The sequence below is a fragment of the Flavobacterium tagetis genome (assembly GCF_016735615.1).
Classification (GTDB): Bacteria; Bacteroidota; Bacteroidia; order Flavobacteriales; family Flavobacteriaceae; genus Flavobacterium; species Flavobacterium tagetis.
The window spans coordinates 930,951-944,558 of record NZ_JAERSF010000002.1 but is presented as its reverse complement, the minus strand read 5'-3'; the positions used below and the strand labels follow the sequence as shown (position 1 = coordinate 944,558).

Below are 13,608 nucleotides of genomic sequence, written 5' to 3'. Positions count from 1 at the left end.
AAAAATAAACATGACATTTACGATACAGCCCGTTTTAAGAAAAATTCTGTTTTTCTTAGCCATTCTCATATCTGGATTTAAAGGATTTTCTCAGAATAAACTCATAACATTACACGTAAAAAGCAAACCTATAAGCCTAATTATCAAATCTATTGAAGAGCAAACCGATTTTAGAATCATTTATAATGCAAGAAAAATCGATGCCGATCAATTAGCCGATTTAGATATCAATAATGCCACTTTAGAAACAGCTTTAACACAATTATTAAAGGATAAAAACATTGCATTTTACATTCAGAAAAAACAGGTTCTGTTAACGAACTCCGCTCCTGATTCTCAAAATGATCCCGCTCAGGAATCACAAAGAATGATTAGCGGAACGGTTTATAGCGCAAAAGACAGACAGCCTCTTCCTGGTGCTTCAATACGCATAAAAGGAACTGGAATGGGCGCTATAACTGATTTTAACGGAAAATTTGTTTATCAGTTAAAAGGAAATAGTATTCCGAATCTGGTTCTTGAAGCAGGATTTCTAGGAATGGAAACACAATCTCAGAAAGCAGATGATAAAAAGACATTTGTTTTTTATCTTCAGGAAACTACCGATGAGCTGAATCCTGTTGTGATTACTTCGTCTTACGGCACAACTAAATTAAAAGAAGAAATTGTTGGAAGTATCTCAACTTTACAGGCAAAAGATATTGCGGTTGAACAGGCTTCTGAAAGTTTTGACAAAATGATTACAGGTCAGATTGCTGGTGTTATGGTTGAAAATACTTCTGGCGTTGGCGGGCCAGTTAAAATCAATATTCGCGGACAGGGAACTTTATCTTCTTTAAGCGGTGCAATTTCAGGAACTTCGTCTCAGCCTCTTTTTATTGTTGACGGTGTTGTAATGAGCGAAGAATATGCTATTGACAGCACCAATTTTAACGGAAGCGGTGATTACGCTGAAAATTTGGCAAATCCGTTAATGAAAATTGCGCCAGAGAATATTGAAACTATTTCTGTTTTAAAAGACGCTGCAGCAGTTGGTATTTACGGTGCTGATGGAGCGAATGGGGTAATTTTGATTACAACCAAAAAAGGGAAAAAAGGAAAAACACAATTTGGTTTTTCAAATCAGCTTGGGGTTTCTTCTGCTATTAATCAAATTAAATATTTAAACGGAGAACAATACACAGAACTGCGAAATGAGTTCATGAAAAACACTACGCCTGGATATGTTCCTGTTTCATACAACGGCATTAACACAAATTGGTTCAATATATTAAATCGAGCAGGAATATATAATAAGTATAATTTTAATGTTTCGGGTTCAACTTCTAAATTTTCTTATCGTACAAACGTAAGCTATACAAAAATTGACGAACCACAGGTTGGAAATGAAACCAAACAATTAAATGCAGGAATCAATTTAGGCTACAATTCTGGCAAATGGGATATCAATTTGATGCTGAATCCAAGTTTTGTGCAAAAAGATGCGCCAAACATCTTTTATAGTTTTGCCTACCTTCCAACCCTTGCCGTTTATAATGCTGATGGTTCTTATGCCGATTTAGGCGTAAGCGGTACAACGAGAGGAAATCCTCTGGCGGCGATTGAGCAAAATAAAAATGAAGCGCAGACTTTTGGCCTTTTAGGAAGTTTGAATTTGTCTTATAAACTCAACAAAAACATCAGATTTTCTACTCTTTTCGGTATGGATTATACCGATAAAGAACAAGATCGCTACTTTTCTGCAGCAAATGAAAGCGGACAGTCTAACGGAACTTTTATTTTGGATGGAATTTCACGCCCAGCTTGGGGACGCCGTGTTATCAATCAGAGAAATTCTACGAAATGGAACTGGCAAGGACAAGCTTTATTCAATAAACAATGGAACGAAACTCATGAAATTGATGGTATAGTTGGTTTTGAACTTGCTGAAGATAAAACCGATTTTAACTACAAATCTGGAGTTGGTTTTTTAAACCCAGAATATATTCACAAAGTGTCTGAAGCAATAAGAGATGACAATCCAGACACACCTAAAGATGAATCTACAGATGGACAGAGTTACAGAAATGAAATAAGCTATAACTCTAGGGTTTCTTTGTTTTCGCAACTTAATTATAATTATAAAAAGCGTTATTTCTTGTTAGCCAATTACCGTCGCGATCAGAGTTCTGTTTTTGGAGATGATACCGATGTGGCTCATAATGGCGGTTTAGGCGCTGGATGGATTATTAGCAATGAAAATTTTCTGAATTCTAATTCTTGGATCGATTTCTTGAAATTAAAAGCAAGTTATGGTACAACAGGGAATTCTAAAATTGGTTCTTATAGATCTAAAGGATTATATAATATTGGTCAAAACGGATACAATGGCGGTATAGAAGCAACGCCTGGAGCAGCTCCGAACGGAAGATTAAGCTGGGAAAAAAACACAAAATTCAATGCTGGATTTGATTTCAACGTTTTCAAAAGAGTCGAACTGACTTTAGAATATTATTATGACAATAAAAGTAATTTGATTACGGCTAGAGATATTCCTACTGAAACGGGTTATAGTTCTGTACAATTAAACGCTGCAAGCATGTACAACAAAGGTTTTGAACTTACTACCAGAATTAAATGGATAAAAAGCAACGCTTTTAAATGGACAACAGCATTCAATATTTCAACCGTTGACAGTAAAGTAACCGATTTAAAAGGTTTAGGAAGCGACTATTCTGTAGCAAATCTCGCGTTGGCTCAAAAAATAGGTTATAGCACTACTACATTATGGGGAGTTAAATGGGTTGGCGTAGATCCAGCTACAGGAAGAGATCTTATTCAAAAAAATGGGCAGGTTTACGATGCTAAAACTTATGGCGAATTATACACAATTGCCGACTGGGAACCTATTGGAGACAAACAAGCAGATGCTTACGGAGGTTTCTACAATAATTTCACTTTCTACAACAATCTGACTTTATCGATTAGAGGTGATTATCAAATTGGCGGTGACTTTTTAGCTTCAAGTGAGCTTATTGATCAATATAACGTAACAATAAATAGAAATCTTTCTGTAAATGCTTATGATTATTGGAGAAATCCGGGTGACAATGTTACACAATCTGCCGTAACACTTTCTCCAATTATAACCAACTTAAGCAAATATGTTTATGATGCGACTTACATCAGAATCAGCAATATTAATTTGAGCTATAATGTGCCATTAAAAAATACTTTTCTAGATACGTTTTCTGTATTTGCCGATGCTACAAACGTGGCGTATTGGTACAAAGAAAAAAGTCCGAAAGGAATGAACGGCGTACGAGAGTATAGTTATATCTATCCTCAGGCAAGAACAATTTCGCTGGGAGTTAATGCTAAATTTTAAGAAAATGAAATATTCAAAATACCTATCCATATTTTTTCTGCTACTTTCATTGCAAAGCTGCAGTGACTTTTTAGAACAAGAACCTGGAACACAAACTTCTATTGACGAACTTTTGCAGAATAAAACAGGCGTTTTACAAGCACTTAGAGGGCTTTATTCTTCGTTAGAAGCCAATGTTCGACCAGAACGTTACGCAGTTTATGCTGATTTACAGGGCGGAAATATAAAATTTACACCAACCGCAACAGGAAGTCTTAGAGGACAAGTTTCGACGCCATCAAATGTTGAACAGGTTTATTCTTTCGATGATCAGGCGCTAACAAGCAATTTCAAAATGTTTTACGACGAGAGCTACGATATCATAAATCAGGCAAATCTAATTTTAGAATATACTCCTTCCCTAAACGACGCTACTGATGCAGAGAAAAATCAGATAAAAGCAGAAGCATTAGCCATAAGAGCTTATACGCATTTTCTTGTATCGTTGGTTTACAGTCAGGATTATAAATATACTGCCGATGCATCGCATTTAGGAATCGTTTACAGCACATCATCTATAAAAGGTGGCATACAATACCCAGCGAGAAAAACTGCAGCAGAAACGTATGCTTTAATTATTAATGATTTACAAACCTCTATAGCCAATTATTCGGACAGTTCTTTGCTTACTGGCGCTGCGTATTCTTTCTTTAATCAAAAAAACACAAAAGCTTTATTGGCGAGAGTTTATCTTCAAAAAGGAGATTGGGCAAATGCTTACGAAACTGCAAATGATGTTATTACCAATTCTGGAGCAGTATTAGCCAGCAAAGAAACTTTAATTGCAGAATGGGAAAAACCAGACCTTCCTATTTCAGAAATCTTGCTTGAATTTGCTATTCCTAAAGATAGCGAAAACAATGTTTCAGGATCAATGTCAAAAGTTTTTGGCTATAATACAGATTTAAGTTTTGAAAAATATACGGCTTCAAATGATTTGATTAATTTATATGAAAGCACCGATTTAAGAAAGCAGCTTTTCTTGGTAAAACCGCTTTTTACATTGGTAGAAGGCGTACAAACTTACGTGGATTACAGTTTTACAAAAAAATATCAGGATAATGCTGGTTATGTAGCTTTCAGACTTAGCGAAATGTATTTAATTCGTGCCGAAGCTGCTTTAGAAACCAACAGAGCAGATTTGGCAATGGCAGACATCAATACGATTCGCGCCCGCGCAAATGCTTCATTATTAACCAATACAGCAAATCTAAAAGAGAATATCTTTTTAGAAAGAAGAAAAGAATTATGCTTCGAAGGCTTTTTATTCTTTGATATTGCCAGAAACCATAAAAACGTTTCAAGAACCGACGGCTGTCTGGCAAATGTGTGCAGTTTGACGTATCCGTCTTTAAAATACGTACTGCCAATACCAACATTCAACACCAATCTTAACCCAAACTTGCAGCAAAATGACTCGTATTAAGATATTCAGCCTACTATTTACAGCATTATTATACATTTCTTGTTCTAAAGACGATTATAAATTAGGTTCTGATATAGATCCATACATAAGATTTAACTTTTTGGTTAAAGCCGATAATACTCCTTTGGAGTATCCTGCTGTAAACGGAAGTTTAGTTCCACAATCTACTTATGAAAACAAGTCTGTAAAAACATTAAAAGTTCCTGTAGCCTTAACCACACGTGAATTAAAAGAAACAATAACGGCTAATTTCAGCGCTGAAACATCTGGAGTTGCTGATAGTTTTAGTGTAAATCCGGTAAATCAGCTTTCATTTCAAGGCAGCAAATTAACCGATACCATTTATGTTTCTTTTGATAAAAGATGGGCTGCAAACCAAAGCATTAATCTAAAACTAGAAACGGTTTCTGATCCTGATATTCATATCGGGAATTTAAACACAGCATATCCAAATAATACTTTCAAAATTGATTTAGGAACAATTGCAACCAACTACACTTTTCCTGTAACGCAATATAATGTGAAAGGCGAAGTAGGCGAAACAATTGATTTTATAGTGAATTTTCCAAATGGCTTTTTCCCTGAAGAAATCAAAAATGCAAATATTTTCAAATTCCAAAATGGTTTTGAATATTCTTTAACGCATGATGATTTTGGCGATAACAGAGGTTTTGTGACGTATCATTTAACGCTTTTAGAAGATTTACAAAATGATGATGCCCGTTACGAATCGAAGATTACTTTAATAAATATTCCTAATTACACCGCTACAGGAAAGATAAACCTAACAATTGCAAAACCAATAAAATCTCCAAGAGATATTCAAGCAAATCCGGCATCAAAATTTACCGATCCTACAAATGCCTTTTATTTAACGTATGGAGAACATTGGTTTAGCAACGGAGCCACTTGTGCTTGGCAAACTTTCAACGCTCTGACTTTTCCAGTTGTAGTTACAAAAGATGATCCAAACGCCATTTTATACAGTGATAAAGGAACAACAAATCCGAACGACGACATATATCACGACGCTTTCAAAATCGGATTTAACGTTGCCAGCGGAACCAATACAGTCAATTCTTTTGGTCTAAAAAGATGGTTTTCTAACGAAAATAACTCTGCGTCAGTATCGCCTGGATTCAATATTACCTCTGCTTTAGAATTTTTCCCAGCAAATGGAAACAGCAAAACCGAGGGAACTGTTTTAGTAATTCCGCAAGATTTAACTATCGGAAAAGATAAAGACAACACATATCAAATTGCTATTTCTGGTGAAGGAACATACAAGGAAATTAGCAATGGTTTATATGAAATTTCATTTGAATTAAAACTGACAAATGATAAACTTTTTGGAGGAACAGTCTCGACACAATACAGAATGTACAATAATAGAACATATCCAAAACCAGTGGCTTTGAGCATTCCGTGTCCTAAAGAAGTTACTTTATAATTATGAATTATGAATTGTGAATGTTTTGTAAAGTGAATTTGCAACCTGAAACTTGAAACAAAAAACAAAAAGAATTGAAAAAACTAATCTTCCCTCTCTTATTCCTGCTTTGCTTAACGGCATACAAAAGCATGGAAAATCCTGATTACATTGATATTCAGAAATTACGAAAATTGTATTCCAGCGGAGATTCATCAAAATGGCCTGCTGCGGAATTACATGAAAGCGTAGATAAATCTAAATTTCAGGATATTGGCGTTTTGCCGGCTGTTCCGTATCCTGCTTATAATCCGTATTCGAAGGAAAAAGAAAGTTTGGGAAAGATATTGTTTTTTGATCCGAGATTATCCCGAAGCGGACAAATTGCGTGCGCTTCTTGCCATAATCCGGAATTGGGCTGGACAGATAATTTAACACGTTCGTTTGGACATGATCGCCAGACAGGAAAACGCAATTCGATGACGATTTTAAATTCGGCGTATGCTACTTCTCTATTTTGGGATGGACGCGCATCAAGTCTTGAAGATCAAGCGCAGTTTCCTGTTCAAGATCCTTTAGAAATGAATGAAAAACTGACGATTGCGGTTGATAAAATTGCTAAAATAAAAGGCTATAATTCCTTGTTTACAGCAGCTTATGGCGATAAAAAAGTGACTTTAGAGCGAATTCAATATGCCATTGCCACTTTCGAAAGATCTATTAATAGTCCGAAAAGCAAATTTGATCAGTTTGTAAGTGGAAAATCAGATATTTATACCGATCAGCAGGTAAAAGGATTGCATTTATTTAGAACCAAAGCGCAATGCATCAATTGTCATAACACACCTTACTTTAGTGATAATCAGTTTCATAATGATGGCCAGACTTTATTCGGAACAAAAAATGAAGATTTCGGACGTTATAACGTAACAAAAGACATGAAAGATATTGGCAAATTCAGAACGCCAACGCTACGCGAAGTGGTAAACACAAAACCGTGGATGCATCACGGACATTTTCCAACTTTACTCGATGTTGTAGAGTTATACAATTTAGGAAATCCATCTCCAGTTCAGAAAAAATATCTGGGAACAGCGAGAGATTCACTGATTCCAAAATCAGACCCGATGCTTAGAAAATTAGATTTAAGCAAAGAAGAAATTGGTGATTTACTCGCTTTTATTGAAACTCTAAGCACTCCAACAAGAAGAATTATAATTCCCGAAATGCCAAAATAAGTTAGTTGATGATTTGTATTTGCCCCAAAATTTGCAAATCTTCCAAGCCCATTTCTTTATGAAATGGGCTTTTTTATTCCAACACGATGACTTCAAAATGAAAGTTTTTGCGATAATCTTACAATAAATACTATTTCTCTTTTTGTAGCTTTATATATTATTTAAAGATGCCATTTAGCGCCAATCAATAATTATTTACTATCTTTTTATTGATACATAAAATACCTCTTCAATCTTGAAATTATTGGCATTTCTTAAATTTGACTATAACTCAAAAGAAGCTTTTTTCTTTTATAAAAATTTACTGCCATGAGAATAGATCAGATACAAATCAAAACAAAAGATATTCAAAAAACGAAAGCATTTTATCAGAACGTTTTTGGACTTTTCATTCTAGAAAATGACCAAAAATCGATAACATTTCAAACTGGAACTTCTATTTTAAAATTTGTTGAAGATCCAGATTTTAATTCCATATATCATTTTGCTTTCAATATTCCTGAAAATCAGCTTGAAGAAGCCATACAATGGTGTAAAGACAAGGTTGATTTAATTGTTTTAGAAGATAAAAGTGTAGTTACTAATTTCGAAAACTGGAATGCGCATTCTATCTATTTCTTTGATCACAACGGAAATTTACTTGAATTCATTGCTAGACATGATCTTAATAACGAACAAGTTGGCAATTTTAATGCTGCTTCGATTTTAAATATAAGCGAAATCGGAATTGTTACAGAAAGTCCATTAAAATTAGGAAATCAATTAATCGAAGAACACGGACTTCATTTCTTCACTCAAAACACCAATACCGAAAAATTTGCTGCCATTGGCGATCATGAAGGTTTATTGATTCTGGTGCAGCCAACAAGAAATTGGTATCCTACCCAAATTCCTTCTGAAAGTAATCCAGTAAAAATAACTTTGGAAAATAATGACAACATAATTGAATTGGAGTTTTAGCAATTAACCCAAAAAAGCCTATTTCTTCAAATAAATAGGCTTTTTTGAAAGACAAAAAACTTCATCTTTAAGCTGGCTGTTTTCTATTTAACCACTTTTTTAACTACTGTTCCTTTATCGGTATATATTTTTATTATGTAAACGCCTTTATCCAAAAACGAAACATCCAAAGGCATATTTTCAGCTTTAACTCTTTTAATTAAACTGCCATTAATCGAATAAAATTCTACTTCATTAATGATGCTATTTATTGCATTTATACTCAATTCATTTTCAGTAATAGGAACCGGATAAATCATAACTTCATATTTTGTGTCTATTAATGCTATTTCATCTATCGTAGTTTTAGTTGCCAATTGAATATTATCTTCCAAAGTAATTTCTTCGATTGATTTTTTTGTACTTTCTAAAATACGGTCATCATTATCATAAATTGCTGTAATGACTACATTTAAAGCTTTCGCAGGAATTACTCCTGAATAATTAGCATTGTATTCTTTTGTACTAACTCCATCTACGGCTATATTCCAATAACTGAATTGATGACCTGCTTTTGGTTTTGCTTCTAAGCTATAAGAAAGATTTTGCAAATATTTACCGTTAAAGTCTCTTAAAAGCTTTACAGTATTTAGAATGACTTCTCCTTTGTTAAACTCGTTATTTACAGTAAAAGTCATTTCATTTCCACTTAATCCAAATGAAGATTTTACATGCTTAACAGCATAAGATTGTCTTTTTCCCCAATATTCTCTCATAGATTGGATGTGTTTTTTCCAATTTGCCAAAGTTGGCACCGAAGAATGTATATCATGAGTATATGAAATTTCATTTTCGATATTACGAGCTAAGCTGTCAATAACAGGTGTTGTCCTAACAGGATCAAATGTTTGATATGCATGTGTTATGTACCGACCCGCAAACTTCTGTTTAAATTTATCATTTTTACAAAGACTATAAAAAACGTAGCCCATAGAACTTGTTGAGCTCTTTTGAGTTCTGTCAATATTATTATCAGCAGAAGAGTATGCTATCAAAGCCAAATCGGCGTCATGCAAGATGTAACGCCATTTTGTTTTGTTTTTGTAGGGTCGCCATGCTTTTATATTATTATCTGGTTGATCTCGATTATTAATATAGGTTTGAACTAAAAAATAATTTAATACCTCTTGTTCATCAATATATTTATCAGAATATTTTAAATAATTTGCGTCTTCTTTAAGGCTATTTGCTTTCAAAAAAGCAATCATCTCATTCCATTGATTCATATTTCCTTGAGAAGCACGAATAGAAGCATAATCGTTATGTTTTCCTAATAAATCATATTCATCCTGCTCCAAACCATAATTAGACTCTAAATAATCTTTTTGGGTTCTTTCACGAATGTTCATCAAACCATTGTAATTTCCGTTGATGTAAACTACAGCGGGCTGGTAAGCTCTTCGGTCAATGTCCATCTGGTCTTTAATTAAAACATGAACTAAGGCATCCTGCATCATGGTTTTTCTTCCATCCTGCCCTGACGTTCTTAAGGTTACCGATTTTCTCTTTTGACCTTTCTTTTCATTAAAAAAATCATATTTCATTCGGTTATTGCCTTGGAATCTTTTGTCAGCAATGATATTAAATTGTTTATGCTCTTTAGCGCGTTGGCTTGCGGCAAAAATCTCAACATTCATCTGATAATTAAAATCTGATTGACCTGTTTGTGTTGAAAAAAACTCAACATTTGACGGTCGTTTCATAATCTTATTTTTATAATTTTTCCAAATACCTAATGTTCCGTCTTTTCTGTATTTTTCATTAACAGCAACAGAAAAAACAGGCAAATTTATACCTCTTTTATTTTGAAGATAGGATTGTGTTGTTACCGTACTTGGCAAATAACCTGTTGCGTATACTTTTGCCCTGATTACTACATTGGTAACGCTTATTGGTCCATTATAAACTAATGATTTTCCGGTAAGCATTTTTGAAGCATCGGTAATCTGAGTCGTTAGATCAAATGGTTCATCTCCATTCAAAGTATAATAAATTACTGCTCCAGGAGTTTTAGTAGATAATGTAATTTGTTTTGTTCCATTTATAAAACCACCTGGTTCACTAAAAACGATTTGCTCAGCTTGCTTTGAAGCAGGTATTCCCTTCGCATTTGCATTTTTAGGTGTTGGATACGTCATAAGACTCCAATCATTACCGCCATCAACAGTTCGTGCATAAGACACATTCCCATTGTTTAGAGCGGGATATGTAATTTTATCAACGAGATTTTTATTAGCATCGAACATAAAGATTGTTCCTCCTTTAGGCTCCAGCCTAAAATTAGCATTAAAAGCATTGTCTGCTTCATCAAAATAAATGAGAAAAAAACCCAATTTGGAAATTGTTGCTCTAGATGTTTTAATCTGCCATTTTGCAGGCTGATTCACATCATCGGAAAAATAATAATTACGAAAGTTAATTGTTGAATTTGATGGATTATACAATTCGATCCAATCAGAAAAATTATATACTGTTGGATCATAATTCATTGTATTACTGATCATAACCTCATTAATCTTAAGCTGGGCTATTCCTGCAATAGAATGTGCAAAAAATAAAACTAATAATAAAATTCTAAAAAGCTGGCGTAAAGTTCTAAGCATAATAATCGCATTTAATAAAAAATGCAAAAATGCACCAGCTTTGTCTTTCTAATGGCTCATAAAAGTTTTTAAATGAACAATAAAAGGCATTTTAAGATTGGCTTAAAACTTCATTTTTTGAATTCGAACGGCATTTAAAATAGCCAATAAAGCCACACCGACGTCGGCAAAAACAGCTTCCCACATCGTGGCAAGTCCACCCGCACCAAGAATTAAGACAAAAGCTTTGACTACGAATGCCAATGTAATATTCTGCCACACAATCTTTTTGGTTTGTTTGCCAATATTGATTGCCATTGCAATTTTGCTAGGCTTATCATCCTGAATTACAACATCTGCGGTTTCTATTGCTGCATCGCTTCCTAAACCTCCCATCGCAATTCCAACCGTACTTAACGCAATTACAGGAGCATCATTTACTCCATCGCCTACAAAGGCAATCGTTTCGTTTTTTGCTTTAATTTCGTTGACTTTATCCACTTTATCTTCTGGAAGCAAATCACCAAAAGCTTTTATGATTCCCAATTTATCAGCTACAAACTGAACCACATTCGCTTTATCTCCACTTAACATAGTCAATTTAACGCCTAAAGATTTTAGTTTAGAAACGGTTTCTTTTGCATCTGCTTTAATTTCATCTGCAATAGTCAAATAGCCTACAAATTTTCTATCAAAAGCAATGGAAATTGTAGTATAAACGATTGAGGACGGATCAATATCATACGAAATTGAGTATTTGTCCAAAAGCTTAAAATTACCAACAAATAATTCTTTTCCGTTGTGTGTTGCTTTTAATCCGTGCCCGGAAATTTCTTCGATTTCTTTTAATTCTACAGAAGAATCAATCGGCCCAACGTGATTATGAATCGCTGTTGCCACAGGATGCGAACTTTTATTCTCTAAAACATTAATCAGTTTTAAGATTTCGTCTTTATCAAATTCGGGATTTACAATGACTTCTTGAACTTTAAAAACACCTTCGGTCATCGTTCCTGTTTTGTCTACCACAACATTCTGAATGGTTGAAATACTGTCAAGGAAATTACTGCCTTTAAATAGGATTCCGTTTCTACTTGCAGCTCCAATTCCCCCAAAATAACCAAGCGGAATACTAATAACCAAAGCACAAGGACAGGAAATAACTAAGAAAACCAAAGCTCTATACAACCAATCAGTAAAAACATAATCATCAACAAAAAGCATCGGAATCAAACAAATTCCAATTGCCAAAAACACTACAATTGGCGTATAGATTTTAGCAAACTTTCTGATAAACAATTCCGCTGGCGCTTTTTTGGTTGTGGCGTTTTGCACCAACTCCAAAATTTTAGACAATTTACTGTCGCTGTAAGCGGTTGTTACTTTTACTTCGGCAATGGTATTGCCATTTATCATTCCTGCCAAAACAGTTTCGCCTTTCTTCTTAGTATCGGGTTTGCTTTCTCCTGTTAAAGCTGCTGTATTAAACGAAGCAGAATCTGATAATAATTCGCCATCCAAACCTAATTTTTCTCCAGCTTTAAGCTGAATAATAGCTCCAATCTGAACATCTTTGGCTTTGACTTTTACCGCTACATTGTTTTCTAAAACATGAACCTCATCGGGACGCTGATCCAATAGGCTTTTAATACTCGATTTTGCTCTACTAACTGCCATTCCCTGAAAGGTTTCTCCAATTGTATAAAACAGCATAACAGCAACACCTTCTGGATATTCTCCAATGGCAAAAGCACCAATTGTGGCAATACACATGAGGAAAAACTCAGAGAAAATATCTCCTTTTACAATGCTTTCGTAAGCTTCTCTTAAAACGGGAAGTCCCACTGGAAGATATGCGATCGCATACCAAACAATTCTAACATATCCTGTAAACCAATCTTGCGGGAAATAATTATCTAAACCAATTCCGATAATCAGTAAAACAAAAGATATGATTGACGGCAAAAACAGTTTAAATAGATTACCGCTTGCATTGTGTTCATGGTCATGACCTCCGTGATCGTGTCCGTCATTATCAGAATGGACGGGTTCGTCATGCGAACAACAGCAAGAAGGTTTGGCTTTATTTTTTACACTTTTTATTTCTTTATCTTGATGTATCATTTTTTTAAGTTTCATGTTTCAAGTTTCATGTTTTTCCTGTTCTGAAACTCTGTTTAAAGAATGTCCTAAATTTAAGCATTTTGTGGTAAAGTTTATTGCCACAAAGGCACTAAGTTTTTATTTAACTCTGGCGAATTAATCTCGCAAAGTCGCAAAGACGCAAAGTTTTTTTTGCCACAGATTTAAAGGATTAAAAAAATACGCTAAATCTTTGCTAAATAAAAATCATGTTAATCCTTAAAATCTGTGGCAAAACTTATTTTTCAATTTCTGCCAGCTTTAGCTGGAGGCAACTCAAATTAAATTCATTAAATCTAAAAAAAACTTTGCGACTTTGCGACTTTGCGAGCAAATTTCATTTCAGCATAAAAAAACTTTGCGACTCTGCACTTTCGTAGCAAAAC

At 34.3% G+C, this 13,608-nt stretch carries 7 protein-coding genes; 5 read left to right on the top strand and 2 right to left on the bottom strand.

The window, feature by feature from the left end:
- The first annotated feature begins 10 nt into the window (after positions 1 to 10).
- From JI750_RS11590 to JI750_RS11570, 5 genes are all read left to right on the top strand, one after another.
- Positions 11 to 3,367: a SusC/RagA family TonB-linked outer membrane protein gene (locus JI750_RS11590; RefSeq protein WP_202001747.1), complete on the top strand. Its 3,357-nt coding sequence runs from the start codon at positions 11 to 13 to the stop codon at positions 3,365 to 3,367.
- A 4-nt stretch (positions 3,368 to 3,371) separates the two neighbouring features.
- Positions 3,372 to 4,832 carry a RagB/SusD family nutrient uptake outer membrane protein gene (locus JI750_RS11585; RefSeq protein WP_236673022.1) on the top strand — a complete coding sequence of 487 codons (1,461 nt, stop codon included), beginning with the start codon at positions 3,372 to 3,374 and terminating at the stop codon, positions 4,830 to 4,832.
- Complete coding sequence (locus tag JI750_RS11580) at positions 4,819 to 6,282, top strand: hypothetical protein (protein WP_202001738.1); 1,464 nt, start codon at positions 4,819 to 4,821, stop codon at positions 6,280 to 6,282. The genes JI750_RS11585 and JI750_RS11580 overlap by 14 nt, the downstream gene beginning before the upstream one ends.
- Positions 6,283 to 6,356: 74 nt before the next feature.
- A complete protein-coding gene (locus JI750_RS11575) occupies positions 6,357 to 7,499 on the top strand; it encodes a cytochrome-c peroxidase (protein WP_236673021.1) in 1,143 nt (380 codons plus the stop codon).
- 309 nt (positions 7,500 to 7,808) lie between these two features.
- Entirely contained in the window at positions 7,809 to 8,459 is a 651-nt protein-coding gene (locus tag JI750_RS11570) for a VOC family protein (protein ID WP_202001735.1), read from the top strand.
- A gap of 83 nt (positions 8,460 to 8,542) precedes the next feature.
- Here the strand turns inward: JI750_RS11570 and JI750_RS11565 are convergent, their stop codons facing one another.
- Both JI750_RS11565 and JI750_RS11560 read right to left on the bottom strand, forming a co-directional pair.
- Positions 8,543 to 11,101 carry a CotH kinase family protein gene (locus JI750_RS11565; RefSeq protein ID WP_202001732.1) on the bottom strand — a complete coding sequence of 853 codons (2,559 nt, stop codon included), beginning with the start codon at positions 11,099 to 11,101 and terminating at the stop codon, positions 8,543 to 8,545.
- A 102-nt stretch (positions 11,102 to 11,203) separates the two neighbouring features.
- Positions 11,204 to 13,204: a heavy metal translocating P-type ATPase gene (locus tag JI750_RS11560; protein ID WP_202001719.1), complete on the bottom strand. Its 2,001-nt coding sequence runs from the start codon at positions 13,202 to 13,204 to the stop codon at positions 11,204 to 11,206.
- Positions 13,205 to 13,608 lie beyond the last annotated feature (404 nt).